This window comes from Rhizobium sp. 2MFCol3.1, assembly GCF_000377565.1.
In the GTDB taxonomy this organism is placed as follows: Bacteria; Pseudomonadota; Alphaproteobacteria; order Rhizobiales; family Rhizobiaceae; genus Rhizobium.
The window spans coordinates 155,861-170,571 of record NZ_KB898356.1; the positions used below are offsets into that span (position 1 = coordinate 155,861).

The 14,711-nt window shown below is 60.8% G+C and carries 10 protein-coding genes, 1 tRNA gene and 1 pseudogene; 8 read left to right on the top strand and 4 right to left on the bottom strand.

Going from position 1 to position 14,711, the window contains the following annotated elements; all coding sequences use genetic code 11:
• Positions 1 to 11: 11 nt before the first annotated feature.
• Positions 12 to 1,514, bottom strand: coding sequence for an altronate dehydratase family protein (locus D460_RS0109420; RefSeq protein ID WP_018898293.1), 1,503 nt, complete (start codon positions 1,512 to 1,514; stop codon positions 12 to 14).
• A 239-nt stretch (positions 1,515 to 1,753) separates the two neighbouring features.
• Here D460_RS0109420 and D460_RS0109425 point away from each other — a divergent pair, with 239 nt between their 5' ends.
• From D460_RS0109425 to D460_RS36725, 3 genes and pseudogenes are all read left to right on the top strand, one after another.
• Positions 1,754 to 2,665: a GntR family transcriptional regulator gene (locus tag D460_RS0109425; RefSeq protein ID WP_018898295.1), complete on the top strand. Its 912-nt coding sequence runs from the start codon at positions 1,754 to 1,756 to the stop codon at positions 2,663 to 2,665.
• A gap of 856 nt (positions 2,666 to 3,521) precedes the next feature.
• A pseudogene (locus D460_RS36720) lies at positions 3,522 to 3,917 on the top strand (flagellin/flagellar hook associated protein); the annotation flags it as partial.
• 1,080 nt (positions 3,918 to 4,997) lie between these two features.
• The gene (locus tag D460_RS36725; RefSeq protein WP_280741328.1) at positions 4,998 to 5,306 is read left to right on the top strand and encodes a flagellin; all 309 of its coding nucleotides are present in this window, start codon (positions 4,998 to 5,000) and stop codon (positions 5,304 to 5,306) included.
• A gap of 192 nt (positions 5,307 to 5,498) precedes the next feature.
• On the opposite strand, the gene D460_RS0109440 is transcribed toward D460_RS36725, so the two are convergent.
• Both D460_RS0109440 and D460_RS0109445 read right to left on the bottom strand, forming a co-directional pair.
• Positions 5,499 to 5,574 (bottom strand) — tRNA-Thr (locus D460_RS0109440).
• A gap of 131 nt (positions 5,575 to 5,705) precedes the next feature.
• On the bottom strand, positions 5,706 to 6,677 hold the full coding sequence (locus D460_RS0109445) for a nitronate monooxygenase family protein (protein ID WP_018898298.1): 972 nt from the start codon (positions 6,675 to 6,677) through the stop codon (positions 5,706 to 5,708).
• A gap of 246 nt (positions 6,678 to 6,923) precedes the next feature.
• On the opposite strand from D460_RS0109445, the gene D460_RS0109450 reads away from it, so the two are divergent.
• Positions 6,924 to 8,111, top strand: coding sequence for a hypothetical protein (locus D460_RS0109450; RefSeq protein ID WP_018898299.1), 1,188 nt, complete (start codon positions 6,924 to 6,926; stop codon positions 8,109 to 8,111).
• 40 nt (positions 8,112 to 8,151) lie between these two features.
• On the opposite strand, the gene ppk2 is transcribed toward D460_RS0109450, so the two are convergent.
• Positions 8,152 to 9,033 carry a polyphosphate kinase 2 gene (gene ppk2, locus D460_RS0109455; protein ID WP_018898300.1) on the bottom strand — a complete coding sequence of 294 codons (882 nt, stop codon included), beginning with the start codon at positions 9,031 to 9,033 and terminating at the stop codon, positions 8,152 to 8,154.
• A gap of 206 nt (positions 9,034 to 9,239) precedes the next feature.
• On the opposite strand from ppk2, the gene phoR reads away from it, so the two are divergent.
• The 4 genes from phoR to pstA all read left to right on the top strand — a co-directional run bounded on the left by phoR (position 9,240) and on the right by pstA (position 14,698).
• Positions 9,240 to 10,511, top strand: coding sequence for a phosphate regulon sensor histidine kinase PhoR (gene phoR / locus D460_RS0109460; protein ID WP_018898301.1), 1,272 nt, complete (start codon positions 9,240 to 9,242; stop codon positions 10,509 to 10,511).
• 198 nt (positions 10,512 to 10,709) lie between these two features.
• On the top strand, positions 10,710 to 11,744 hold the full coding sequence (locus D460_RS0109465; protein WP_018898302.1) for a substrate-binding domain-containing protein: 1,035 nt from the start codon (positions 10,710 to 10,712) through the stop codon (positions 11,742 to 11,744).
• Positions 11,745 to 11,897: 153 nt separating this feature from the next.
• A complete protein-coding gene (pstC, locus tag D460_RS0109470) occupies positions 11,898 to 13,379 on the top strand; it encodes a phosphate ABC transporter permease subunit PstC (RefSeq protein ID WP_026282966.1) in 1,482 nt (493 codons plus the stop codon).
• Positions 13,376 to 14,698 carry a phosphate ABC transporter permease PstA gene (pstA, locus tag D460_RS0109475; RefSeq protein ID WP_018898304.1) on the top strand — a complete coding sequence of 441 codons (1,323 nt, stop codon included), beginning with the start codon at positions 13,376 to 13,378 and terminating at the stop codon, positions 14,696 to 14,698. Before pstC ends, pstA begins: the two co-directional genes overlap by 4 nt.
• Positions 14,699 to 14,711 lie beyond the last annotated feature (13 nt).

Here is a 14,711-nt window from a genome sequence, read left to right on the forward strand (position 1 = left end):
GATGTTATTGATTAAAGCGTTGCTCCGAGATGCCAAGGCACGAATTCGTTATCGCCGTAGCCGAACTCCTCGCTCTTGGTCTTCTTGCCCGAGGCCGTATCGATGATCAGATCGAAGATCTCGCGCCCCTTGCCTGATATCGTCGCATCGCCGCTGGCGATCGTGCCGCAGTCGATGTCCATGTCCTCTTCCATCGAGGCATAGAGCGCCGAATTGCTGGAGAGCTTGATCGATGGTGCCGGGCGACAGCCGAAGCAACTGCCGCGGCCGGTGGTAAACGCGATCATGTTGGCTCCACCCGCGACCTGGCCGGTGGCCGAGACGGGATCGTAGCCGGGCGTGTCCATGAAGACGAGGCCGGGCGCGGTCACCCGTTCGGCATAGCCATAAACCGCCGTCAGCGGCGAACGCCCGCCCTTGGCGACAGCGCCGAGCGACTTTTCCAGGATGGTGGTCAGCCCGCCGCGCTTGTTGCCGGGCGAGGGGTTGTTGTCGAGCGAGGCGCCGTGCATCGCCACATATTTCTCCCACCAGACGATCTTCTCGTCGAGCTTGCGGGCGACCTCTTCGCTGACCGCGCGGCTGCGAAGCAAATGCTCGGCGCCATAGATCTCGGAGGTCTCCGACAGGATCGCCGTGCCGCCGGCAGCAGCCAGAAGATCGGCCGCGACACCAAGCGCCGGATTGGCGGTGATGCCCGAGAAGCCGTCGGAACCGCCGCACTGCATGCCGATGATGATATCGCTGATCGGCAGCGGCACGCGCCGCTCGCGCCCGACATCGTCGGCGATTTCCTTCAGCATGCCCATGGCACGTTCGACGGCGCGACGCGATCCGCCGGCATCCTGAATGTTGAAATGACGCTTGGAATTGCCGGCCCCGCTCTGGCCGTAGAGCGTCAGCTGGTTGACCTCGCAACCGAGCCCGATCATCAGCACGCCGCCGAAATTCACATGCCTCGTATAGCCGGCAAGTGTCCGGTGCAGAACGGCCATGCCGTCGCCCGTCGAGCTCATGCCGCAGCCCTGGTCATGCACGATCGGCACGAAACCGTCGATGCCCTCGTAATGCGGCAGGATGGTGCGGTTGGCCTGGTCGGCGATGGCGCGACAGACCGTGGTGGAACAGTTCACGCTGGCGATGATGCCGATATAGTTGCGTGTCGCCGAGCGCCCGTCGGCGCGCTTGTAGCCCATGAAGGTGCGCGCGCGGTCGGCCGGACTCGCTTCTTCCGGCGCCGAATTGGCGGTGGCGGCCAGGCGGTCGTTTTCGAAATGCAGGTTCTGGCTATGGATGTGCTGGCCGGCCTTGACGTCTGATGTCGTGCGCCCGATCGCCTGCCCGTACTTCACCACCGGCTGACCGAGCGCGATGTCTGTCAGCGCGATCTTGTGGCCGGGGTCGATCTTCTCCAGTGTCGTTATCCCTGCCACCGTCTCGCCGGCGGCGATCGGGGCCGTGGCCACCGCGACATTGTCGCCTGATGACAGGATGATCCAAGGCTCTTTCTTCAACGATCTTCTCCCTAGGGAAACACTCGCTGCATCGGCGAATGCGCATTGCTTTTGTTTTTTATCTACAATAAACATTTTCAAGTCAACGGGATTATTGATCCTGTGGACGAGGGAGGCAAACAGCCGCGGACGATCCAAAATAAGATAAGGATCGCCGAGAGATAAGCTCCTGCCACGCGCCGGCGCCCGCCATTCGCGGGCTTTCGCCGTGTGCCGCAGGGCAACAAGGCGGGGTGTGCATGGCGCGGCAAAACACGGTCTTCAAGGAAGCGTATAATCGCTATGTCGCGGCCCTGCGCGCCGACGAGACCCTGCCGTCCGAGCCCGATATTGCCGCCAAGCTCGGCATCAGCCGCAGCACCGCCCGCGCCATCCTGACCCGGCTCGATGAGGAAGGCATCATCAGCTGGAACAAGCGCCAGAAGGTGGTGTTGCGCACGCCGACTGAGGCCGATCTCTTTCCCTCGGAAGAAACCGATTCCCTGCACAACATCATCGAGCGCAGCTTCATGCAGCGCATCCTGTCGGACGATGCAGCCCCCGGCACGCAGATCAACGAGCTGGAACTCGCCCGCGACATCGGCACCGGCACGACCAGCGTACGCGAGTTCCTGATCCGCTTCTCGCGTTTCGGGCTGATCGAGAAGCGGCCGAACAGCCACTGGATATTGAAGGGTTTTACCCGCGAATTCGCGCTGGAGCTTGCCGAAGTGCGCGAGATGTTCGAACTCCACTCCGCCGCCGAATTCGGCCGGCTGCCTCAGGATAACGAGGCCTGGCGCGCGCTGGCGGAGATCAAGGCCGAGCACCACGCCCTGCTCGATGATCTCGACGGTCGCTACAAGGAATTCTCAGCCCTCGACGAGCGCTTCCATTTGCTGATCCATGGTGCCGCGAAGAACCGCTTCATCGCCGATTTCTACGACGCCATCGCCATCGTCTTCCACTATCACTACCAGTGGAACAAGGCCTTCGCCCGCCAGCGCAACGAACGCGCCATCCACGAGCATCTGGATTATATCGCAGCCCTTGAAGCAGGCGATCCCGCCGCGATCGACGCCGCCTGCAGGGTGCACCTGCGCTCCGCGCGCCAGACCTTGCTGCAGTCTTTGCCGCAGACTTCGGCCGACGGGGAAACACTCGCGAAATAGTGCCGTGCGGCACCATGCAGGCGAAAAAAAGCCCGCTCAAGGCGGGCCACGTCTCGCGAACTCAATACAATCGATAACGCAATACCAACGAGACAGCTCAACCTACCACCCCGCGCCCCGCCTTGCACTTCGCTCATTCGGATGAGGTTCGCAGGCTGGCATCAGGCAATGGGAGCAGGCACCGCTTGCCGCGCCATTCGTCTCGGCTGATCTGAGCAAGCTCGATCGCAAGCGGCTTAGCGCCGGGGAAAATCATTCCATCCGGAAGCGCGCGCCTTCGCAAAAACGATCTGCGCCTCACGCCCCAGGAAGAGCAGGCCGAAGATGCCCAAGATCGTCAGGATATCCCACATGTGCGCTCTCCCCAGTTGCGTTGCGGGCCGTGCCTCAGACCCCTCATGACACGGCCCGCCCAATCCAAACGCGACCGCCATCACGTTTCAGGACGATCGCACTCATATGCGACATCAATGCGTCGCGGTATCGCGAATTCTGGGGATGTGGCCGTTTGGCGCATCACTTTACGGTGCGCATGAGAGCTCAAAATCGTGAGAGCGAATTATGTTCTGACGCGCAATATTTTCCGCTGGCTGCATTCTTGTTGTCAGGTTCAGTTCCCAAGTTTTTTTATCGGAAATATCTGAGAAGCTCTTGTGAACTACTTGTTAGCGCGGCTTTTGCGAAATTCTACGCAAGTGCCGTAAGAACAACTCCCGAGTTGTGCCATTTTCATCAGATTTAGCTAATCACATCCATACTTTATTAACCGCGAATTTCTTAGTTTGGCACCCATAGGCTGTAAGAATCAGTCGTAACGCTCTTCGTTTTAATTCAAGGTTTTATTTAGAGGCCTTTTATGTCGTCGTTGCTTACCAACGTGTCAGCCGTCGCTGCGCTTCAGACACTTCGCTCCATCAACTCAGGGATGCAAGACACCCAAAACCACGTCGCCACCGGCCTGCGTGTCGCCACGGCGGCCGACAACGCGGCTTACTGGTCGATCGCCACGACCATGCGCTCGGACCGGTCGGCCGTGTCGGCCGTGCATGATGCGTTGGGCCTTGCCGCTGCCAAGATCGACACCGCCTATGCGGGGCTGGATTCCGTCGTAGAGGTGCTCGGTCGGTTTAAGGCCAAGCTCGTGGCGGCTGCGGAGGACGGTGTGGACAAGACGAAAATCCAGGACGAGCTCGATCAACTGAAGCAACAGGTCCTGGGTATTTCGAAGTCGGCAACCTTCAGTGGGCAGAATTGGCTCAGCGCCGACGTCGAGGATATAAAGGACCCCGAGCTTGATGTCGTAAACGTACCGACGGCTTTTGTACGTTCGGCTTCCGGCGATGTGTCGGTAACCACCGGCGAGGTCCATCTTGGCGAGATAGCGCTCTTTAACAGCAACGGTGGCGGGCTTCTGGAGGCCGATTCGCGCAAGATGCGAACGCTTGGCGGCATCAGGGACTACGACACCTACATGGACAATGACGGTCTGATCTGGATGGATACGACCAACACCAACCACGGCGTTGCCGGCGACGTCAAATTCTATTTCGATGGCCCGATAACCTTTGATGACCCGGCGGACCAGATCTCATTCAAGGTGACCGTTGACGCCGACAATCCCGCCAACGTCGATGCGCCGTTGAATGCCGGTACGACAAAACAAGTGACCATCAATCGAGCGACGGTCGACGGCTACAAAGCCAGCCTCAACGGTGTGATTTCAACCTACACCGATTACATGGGTGTGATCGGACATGCTCTGAGCCAAGAGAATGTCGACGCCGTGGCGCACGGATACACTGTCTGGAGTTCCCCCCTGCAACGTTACATTCCCGAAGTCGATGCGATAGGGATCCAGACCACGGAACGCTCCGGCCTCGCTGGTTCATATGTCGAAATTAGCGATTTCACCGAAAACGTTGGATCAGGTGGGCTGGGCAACAGTTTCGACTGGGGTACTCGCGGTTCCTGGGATGATTTGAATTTTGAACCGTTCACGCTCTACAAGGATGGTGAAAATCCAGCTGGTGTCGAGGTGAGCTTTTCGTTCGGCGTCAACGGTGCCGCGCGCAAGAGCTATTCATTCGATCGAGCCTATGTGAACGAACTGCTAGGCAAGGATACCGGCAAGGTCGAGACTGCGGATGAGATGGTGACACTGCTCCAATCGCTGATGAGCAGCGATTGGCCCGACGTGATCATCGAGAACACAGGCGGCAACACGATATCCGTCCGCTCAGACAAAGACGTCGATCGCCTAGCCGGTTACAAGACAGCCATTGGCTTTACCAACATCTCCGTGAGCATTGAGCCACTGCCCGACCTGAACTTCATGGACATCGATATCGCATCAAACCCGGATATGGTCGGCGTGTATACCAGCTACATCGAAATTGTGACGCGCGATATCACTTCGGCGGCGTCGGTCCTCGGATCGTTGCAGAAGGGTATCGAGATGCAAACCGACTTTGCCAGCAGGTTCATGGATAGTATAGATAGCGGCGTTGGTCGGCTGGTTGACGCGGACATGGAAGAAGAATCCTCGCGGTTGTCCGCCCTTCAGACGCAACAGCAGCTATCCATTCAAGTCTTGTCTATCGCGAATGCAACGCCAAGCTTCATTCAAAGCCTGTTTCGCTAAATAATTAGCCGGCTATTCCTTCCGACCTAAGGCATAGCCATTTGGCTCGTCAGCTTCCTCCGCTATGATCTCGGATATACTGATCTCGAACGGATAACACCGCAAACCAATGGCAACCCGTGTGGAACGGGCTTGTCATCTATGTCACAGGACTGATCTGTAATATCTATCTGACGTTGGCATAGAGAAAAATGGTGCCGCTTGCAGGACTCGAACCTGCGACCCCATCATTACGAATGATGTGCTCTACCACCTGAGCTAAAGCGGCAATCCGGCGGGTGATTTGTGTTCGGCCCGCGATTTGCATGGCGCTGATACAGGCATTGCCGGAAGATTTCAAGCGCCCTGTCACGTCTTTGGCAAAAAAGAACGCGGCTGTGGAAACATGCCCCGCGCCGTTCAAGCCGGCGAGGGGAGCGCCAGTCGGCCGCGCGCCGCGTCATATTCCTTTTTCATGCGGTCCACGAGCGCCTCGACGGGTTCGACGGCCTTGATGGCACCGATGCCCTGGCCGCTGCCCCATATGTCCTTCCAGGCCTTGGCGCCGCCCACGGCCTGTTCGAAATCCATCTTCGAGGCGTCGGCGACCGGCAGGTTGTCGGGGTCGAGGCCAACGGCCTTGACTGAAGGTTTCAGGTAGTTGCCGGCGACGCCGGTGAAGTAGTTGGAATAGACGATATCGCCGGATGCGCCTTCGACGATCGCCTGCTTGTAGGCGTCGGAGGCGCGCGCCTCGTCGGTGGCGATGAAGGGGCTTCCGATATAGGCCATGTCGGCGCCCATCGCCTGCGCCGCCAGGATCGCGCCGCCATTGGCGATCGCGCCGGCAAGCAGAAGCGGGCCGTCGAACCATTCGCGGATCTCCTGCACCAGCGCGAACGGCGAGAGCGTTCCCGCATGGCCGCCGGCACCCGCCGCCACCGCGATCAACCCGTCGGCGCCCTTGCGGATCGCCGAGTTGGCGTGCCGGTTGTTGATCACGTCATGCAGCACGATGCCGCCATAGGAATGCACGGCGGCGTTCACCTCGGGCACCGCGCCGAGCGAGGAGATGACGATCGGCACCTTGTATTTGACACAGAGCATCAGGTCGTGCTCCAGCCGCTTGTTCGACGTGTGGACGATCTGGTTGACGGCGAAGGGTGCGGCCGGCCGGTCCGGATTGGCGGCGTCGTACGCTGCGAGATCCTCGGTCATCATCGCAAGCCATTCGTCGAGCTGGCTCTCCGGCCGCGCGTTGAGCGCCGGGAACGCGCCGATCACGCCCGCCTTGCACTGCGCCAGCGTCAGCGCCGGGTGCGAAATGATGAACAGCGGAGAGGCCACCACGGGCAGTCTGAGGTTTCGCGTCAGGATCGAGGGCAGGGCCATGGGTCACCGTGAAGAATTGACGTTTACGAAAACGTCAATGTGATAGCAGAGAGTTTTCGCCAGGAAAAGACCGTGTCGCGGTTCCGCCAACATCGGTTGCTCTATAAAAAGGCCTGCCTTTCGGTATTATCCCCTATTGAACGGGCGCCGTCGGCAGCCTCAGCCTTGCGGTTTGCGGCCTCAGCCGCTACCGCAGTTGCATATTGTTAAGCATATGACGCCTGTCATCAGCACGAAGGACCGGACGTGAGCGGATTAGAAACGGCTATCAGAACGGCGCTAGACAATGCCGATCGCGACAATCCCGAAGTCCGAGCCAAGATCTATCAATCCGCGCGCCAGGCGCTGGAAGCCGGCCTGCGCAAGCAGGACGTCACCGATACCAACGCGATTGCCCATCATCGCCACCGCCTGGAAACGACGATCCACATGATCGAGGCGGAGGAGCGACAGCGCCTTCACCCGCGCCAGGGGCCGCCCGAAGTGCCGGTGCCGCCGGTGGTCGATATCCCGCCACCACCACCGCCTCGCGCGCCTGACGATTTCGACAGCCCCACCATCGGCGGCGAAACGCGCGCGCCGGCGCCTGACGTCATGGTTGCCGACAATCGCTACGAAGAGGACTCCGGCCTCGGTGGCCTGCATGCCGGCGATGCCGATCATCTGGCGGCCGCTCCCGAACCCTTCGTGGCCGAGAAAAAGCCGGCCAACATGGATTTCCGGCCCGAGCGCGCCGTCGCCCGGCGCAAGCCGCGCAAGTTCTTCTCGCGTCTGCTCGTCTGGTGCGTCCTGCTCGCCTTCATCGGCATGGGCGCCTGGTGGGCGCACACATCAGGCCTGCTGATGACGGCGGCCGAGCGCGATACCAGCGTCGCCAATCCGCCCGCCACGACCGCGCCGGAGGATTTCAACGGCGCGAGTGACAATCACACGGCCGACAGCGACGCCAGCCAGGCGCCGGTCATCGATCCGCAGAATTCCTTCTCCGCCGCCTGGCTCGAAATCTTCAAGCCGTCGGATGCCAACAAGATCGTCAAAGGTCCGCAGTCGCGCGTCGAGAGCATTGCCGAAAACGATGGTCCGGCGGTCCGCCTCACCTCGCAAAGCGCCGGCGCCGATGGTAATGTCGGAATTACGGTTCCGCCCGATATCCTGCAGCAACTCGCCGGCAAATCCTCGACGATCGCCGTCACTTTGCAATCGACCTCCGATGAGCCCACGCAGATCACCGTCGAATGCGATTTCCAGTCGCTCGGCGATTGCGCCCGTCACCGCTTCACGGTCAACCGCGAGAAGTCGGACGTTCTCCTGCAGGTTCGCTTCGATCGCTCGCTCGCGCCGACCTCGGCCGGCACGCTTTTGATCAACAGCGACGTGGACGGCAAGGCGAGGGGCATCAACCTCTACGCCGTGCGCATCCTGCCCGGCCAATAAGGCGGTCGGCAGCCCGCTCAGTTAGTACGCTTGGCCACGATCACTTCAGGAACTTCGGCCCCTGGCCGATGATCTTGTCGTCGAGCTTGCCGATAGCGTCCTTGTCCTTGCCGTCGTAATCGATGGTCTTCAGTATGTGGCGGATTAGGTTCAATCGGGCGCGGCGCTTGTCGTTGGCGTGCACCACGGTCCAGGGCGCGAATTCCGTGTGCGTTTCCTTCAGCATCCGGTCGCGCTTTTCACTGTAGTCGTCCCACTTGGTCAGCGCCGCGATATCCATCGACGACAGCTTCCACACCTTTCGGGGATCATGGCGGCGGTCATGAAACCGCTTCAGCTGCATCTCGCGGCCGATATCCAGGTAGAACTTGAAGAAGAAGATGCCCTCGTGGCTGATCACCTTCTCGATCTGCGGCGCCTGCGCGAGAAAATCCTCATATTGCTTCGGCGTGCAGAAGCCCATGATCGGCTCGACGCCGGCGCGGTTGTACCAGGAGCGGTCGAAGAGCACGAACTCGCCCGCCGTCGGAAACTGCGCGATGTAGCGCTGGAAATACCATTGCCCGGCCTCGCGGTCGGTGGGCTTGGTCAGCGCCACCACGCGTGCAAGGCGAGGGTTCATGTGCGCGGAAGACGCGGAAATCGCGCCGCCCTTGCCGGCGGCGTCGCGGCCTTCGAACAGCGCCATCACGCGCTTGCCGGTCGCCTGCAGCCAGAACTGCACCTTCACCAGCTCGATCTGAAGCGCCTTCAGCTCTTCAAGATACTCTTCTTCCTTGAGCTTCTTGTTATAGGGAAAGTCGCCCGATTTCAGCGCCTCCTCGTCCACCCAGTCGGGCAGCACCGGATCGTCCACGTCGAAGACGCGCTTCTTGCCCCTGATATCCAGTTCGACTGCTCTGCTTTCGACGTCTTCCGACATGGCGATCCTCCTCGGTATGTGCGTAGCCGCCAAGGCGAACATATTTCCTTTTGAAAATCAAACCTCTCGTCATCGGTAAAAATTATGTGCGCAGTCGGGGTGCATTGTCGGTTTGCTGGCGGCATCGGTAAAATTCTGTCATGAAAGAGCGCTATCAGGCGAAGTTTGATAGCCAACGAAGAACGAATCGACGTCGCGAGGGGCACTTGGAACAGCAAACGCCATGGACGGCCAAACTGGCGGCGAAGCTCCGTCGGGAGAGCTTCGTGCTTCTCGTCGCACTGGCGATTGCCTTCATTGCGGTGACCGCTGGCATGAACGGCTGGGGCGTGCTCGGCTTGCTGGCGATCATGCTGCTTGCCATCATGTGTTCGTCCGAGCCGCGCCCCCGGGTCGCCTCGTCCCCGCCGGCGTCCGAGATCGAAGAGCCGGCCGCGCGCAGTCTTCTGCCCGAGGTGTCGGCGACGCTTTCGGCGCTCGACATTCCCGTCATGGTGCTGGCTGGCGATGCTTCCGTGCTGTTTCAGAACCGCGCCGCTGAAAAAGCCTTCGGAGAGATGGTCATCGGTGCGCATATCTCGGCGCGCCTTCGCTCGCCAGGCATTCTCGACATGGTTCGCGAAACCATCGTCACCAACGCGCCGAACCAGATCGAGCACTCCGAACGCCTGCCGTCAGAGCGCGTCTATATTGTCCGCAGCTCGCCGGTCGAGCTCGGCGCCGTCGGCGGTGCCAACCATGGCGCAAGCGAGCGCCTGTTTGTCCTGTCCTTCCGCGACATATCGGAAGTGCGCCGCATCGATCGCATGCGCTCGGATTTCGTGGCCAACGCCAGCCACGAGCTGCGCACGCCGCTCGCTTCGTTGCGCGGCTTCATCGAAACCATCCAGGGGCCGGCGAAAAGCGATTTCAAGGCGCAGGAACGCTTCCTCGGCATCATGTTCGACCAGACCACGCGCATGAGCCGCTTGGTCGACGACCTCTTGTCCCTGTCACGTCTGGAGTTGAAGTCGCATATCGCGCCGGATGAGAAGGTGGATCTCGTCCCTCTGCTCGGCCATGTCCGGGATGCGCTTCTGCCTCTTGCCAATGATGTCGGCGTCGATATCCAGCTGCACCTGCCGGAAGGCCGAGCCGAGGTGGCGGGCGATCGCGACGAGCTTGTCCAGGTGTTTGAAAACCTGATCGAAAACGCCTGCAAGTATGGCCAGGAAGGCAAACTAGTTGAGGTCTTCCTGAAGAATGGCCCCAGCGGACCCGTCGAGGTCACCGTCGTCGACAAGGGGCCGGGTATCCCGGCCGAACACGTGCCACGCCTGACGGAGCGCTTCTATCGCGTCAGCATCGAGGATAGCCGCTCCAAGAAGGGCACCGGCCTTGGGCTTGCCATCGTCAAGCACATCCTCACGCGCCACCGCGCCCGCCTGATCGTCAAGTCCGAGGTCGGCAAGGGAACGAGCTTTACCGTCCGGTTTTGACATAAAAGGCCGTCCGGTCTTTGTGGGTCATGATTTTATCTATGAATTTCAATTGCATAGACTGTCATAAATGTTTCACTGAACTGACATAAAAGCTCTTGTCATCAGAGGCTAAAGAATGCGTGCCGCTGACAGAGACGGCACCGTCAAAGGGCCGTTCAGGCCCCACCCAGACAGTTATAAGCCCGGGAGACTATTATGAACGCTTTTAAACTCACGGTCGCTGCACTTGCTGCTTCCGCCGCTTTCGCAGGCGCGGCTGTTGCTCGCGACCAGGTCCAGGTCAGTGGTTCGTCCACCGTTCTGCCTTACGCCAAGATCGTTGCCGAAACCTTCGGCGAAACCTTCAAGGACTTCAAGACGCCGGTCGTTGAATCCGGTGGTACGGGCGCTGGCCTCAAGGAATTCTGCAAGGGCGTAGGCCCTGATACGATCGACGTTGCCAACGCTTCGCGTCCGATCAACGCCAAGGAACTGGAAGCCTGCAAGACCGCTGGCGTTACCGACATCCAGGAAGTCAAGATCGGCTACGACGGCATCGTCTTCGCAACCGACTCGTCCAACCCTGACGTCGCTTACGAGCCGGCCGACCTCTACAAGGCTCTCGCTGCTCAGGTTGTTGTCGACGGCAAGCTCGTCGCAAACCCCTACAAGAAGTGGTCTGAAGTCAACTCGAAGCTCCCGGCTGTTGATATCGCTGCCTACATCCCAGGCGAAAAGCACGGCACCCGCGAAGTGTTCGAACTGAACGTTCTCGCTGCTGGCTGCAAGGATAGCGGCGCCCTCGACGTGATCTCCAAGGAAATCGCTGACAAGGCTGCCCAGAGCAAGGCTTGCGTTGCAGTTCGTAAGGACGGCGCTGCAGTCGACATCGACGGCGACTATCCGGAAACGCTGGCACGCATCGCTGCCAACAAGACCGGCGTTGGCGTATTCGGCCTCTCCTTCTACGAAAACAACGCTGACAAGCTGAAGGTCGCTACCGTCAAGGGTATCGTTCCGAACCCGGAAACGATCGCTGACGGCACCTATCCGGTTTCCCGTCCGCTGTTCTTCTACGTGAAGAAGGCTCACCTGGGCGTTATCCCGGGCCTGAAGGAATACGTAAACTTCTTCGTATCCGACCAGATGGTTGGCCCTGACAGCCCGCTCGTCGAGTACGGCCTGGTTGCTGCTCCGGACGCTGAGCGCGAAGCGACCCGCAAGGCAGTCGAAGACGGCAAGACCATGTAATAAACTTTGCCGGCGCGATCCAAAGGGTCGCGCCGGCATCGCCTTTGTCCGCTCTAAGGGGGCGGTGAAGCTGAACTACTCCATGATTGGAAGCCGAGATGGCCGAAGCGCCGTTTCGCTCTTGGGGGCCGAGGGCCTGGGGGACCTTAACGAATGAGTACATCCGTCTTACTCTTGTGCCTCGTTGTGCTTGGCGCGGTTGCCTTTGTGGCAGCACGCAGCCGCGCGACGGTGCTTGCCGGAGGTAAATCCTCGGCGCTGCACTCCCGGCCTGGCTACTACGGTGCCTATGCCGCAATCTGGGCTATCCTGCCTGCGCTCATCGTTTTGTGCGCCTGGCTTGCGATCAGCCCCTCCATTATCGAATCCTCCGTTCGCGGCGGCTTTCCCGAAGACGTCAAGGCTCAGTCTGCGGCTCAGCAGAACCTGAACTACGGCATGGTCAGCGCCATCGCCCGCGGTTTGCCTCAGCTCGCAAGCGAAGACGTTGCCGCAGGCGTCGGCGATCCCGCCGGTCTCCAGGCCAAGCTCGCCGCCAAGGGCGTTCCGCTCGCCGGCGTACCGCAGCCTTACATGATCGAAGGCGCTCAGAAGCTGAACACCGAAAGCGGTATCAGCCGCTTGATCATGACGCTGGTCGTTATCGCGCTCGGCGTCGCCGGTGGCTTCTATGCGCTGCGCGAAGTCGCTCCCCGTTTCCGGGCCCGCAACCGCGTCGAGCGCGTCATGCTCTGGGGTCTGCTGCTCGCATCCTCCATCGCTATCCTGACCACCGTCGGCATCGTCATGTCGATGTTGACGGAGGCCGCGCACTTCTTCGCTGAAGTTCCGGCCGCCGACTTCTTCTTCGGCACCGTCTGGGATCCGCGCTTTGCCGGCGCCGGCAGCTCGTCCTTCGGCCAGTTCGGCCTGATCCCGCTGCTGCTCGGCACGCTCTACATCGGCTTCGTCGCCATGCTGGTCGCCGTTCCGGTCGGTCTCTTCGCGGCCATCTACATGGCGGAATACGCGGCTCCCAAGGTTCGCGGCATCGCCAAGCCGCTGCTCGAAGTCCTGGCCGGTATCCCGACCATCGTCTACGGCTTCTTCGCCCTCGTCACCGTCGGCCCCTTCCTGCGCGACCTCTCGTCCCAGGTGAACGGCCTTCTGACCGGCGATTACAGCAACTTCATCCAGGCACAGAGCGTTCTGACCGCCGGTATCGTCATGGGCATCATGCTGATCCCATACGTCTCCTCGCTGTCCGACGACATCATCACCGCCGTGCCACGCGCTCTGCGTGACGGTTCGCTCGGTCTTGGTGCCACGCGTTCGGAAACGATCAAGAAGGTCGTTCTCCCCGCCGCCCTGCCGGGCATCGTCGGCGCTCTGCTGATGACCGCCTCGCGCGCCATCGGCGAGACCATGATCGTCGTGCTTGCGGCCGGTGTTGCAGCCCGCATCCAGATCAACCCCTTCGAGCCGATGACGACGGTGACGGTCAAGATCGTCAACCAGTTGACGGGTGACCTTGAGTTCACCTCGCCGCAGACGCTGGTTGCCTTCGCGCTTGGCATCACGCTGTTCTTCATCACGCTTTGCCTTAACATCTACGCGCTCTTCATTGTGCGCAAATACCGGGAGCAGTACGAATGACGGACGTTGTATCCTCCGGACAGGGCGTCGTCGTCTCCAAGGCGCCGGCCCGCCGCGACATCGGCATCAAGCGTCGCTACGCCGCCGAACGCCGCTTCCAGGCCTATGGCATCGCTGCCATCTCCTTCGGTCTGATCTTCCTGGCCATCCTGCTCACGACGGTCATCCGTCAGGGCTACACGGCCTTCGCGCAGACCTCGATCACCCTGCCGATCGAGTTTTCCGAAAAGGTGCTCGACCCCAACAACAAGCGCGCCACCGACCCGTCGGTGCTGATCGCCGCCAACTATCCGGTGCTCATCCGCGACGCCATGGTCAAGACGCTCGGCATCAATGCTCAGAGCCGTCCTGAAGTCCGCGACGCCACCGCGATGATCTCCAAGGGCGCGCCGATCGTGCTCCGCGACATGGTCGTTGCCGATCCGTCGCTGATCGGCAAGACGGTCAACGTCACGCTCCTCGCAGACGCCAACGTCGACTCGGCCAACAAGGGCCAGATCGACCTGACGGTTGACGAGAAGAACCGTAAGGTCAACGACCGCCAGGTCGGCTGGATGCAGCAGATGGCCGCCAGCGGCACGCTCCACAAGGAGTTCAACACCGGCCTCTTCGTCAACGGCAACTCCAGCCGTCCGGAAGCCGCAGGTCTCGGCGTCGCCCTCATCGGCTCGCTCTACCTGATGCTGATCGTTCTCGCCCTGTCGCTGCCGATCGGTGTCGCCGCTTCGATCTACCTCGAAGAGTTCGCGCCGAAGAACAAGCTGACCGACCTGATCGAGGTCAACATCAACAACCTCGCGGCCGTTCCCTCGATCGTCTACGGTCTGCTCGGTCTCGCCGTCTTCATCAACTTCGCAGGCCTGCCGCGCTCCGCGTCGCTGGTCGGCGGTCTGGTGCTGACGCTGATGACGCTGCCGACGATCATCATCGCCACCCGCGCGGCACTGCGCGCCGTGCCTCCCTCGATCCGCGCGGCCGCTCTCGGCCTCGGCGCTTCGAAGATGCAGATGGTGTTCCACCACGTTCTGCCGCTGGCAATGCCTGGCATCCTGACCGGCACCATCATCGGTCTGGCGCACGCGCTCGGTGAAACCGCGCCGCTGCTCCTGATCGGCATGGTCGCCTTCGTCGCCAATGCGCCTGCCACCCCGATGGATCCCTCCACGGCTCTGCCGGTGCAGGTTTACATGTGGGCAAACGAAGCCGAACGCGCCTTTGTCGAGCGCACGTCCGGCGCCATCATCGTCCTGCTCCTGTTCCTGATCGTCATGAACCTCGGAGCCATCCTCTTGCGTCGTCGCTTTGAGCGCCGCTGGTAAACGGAGTAAACAT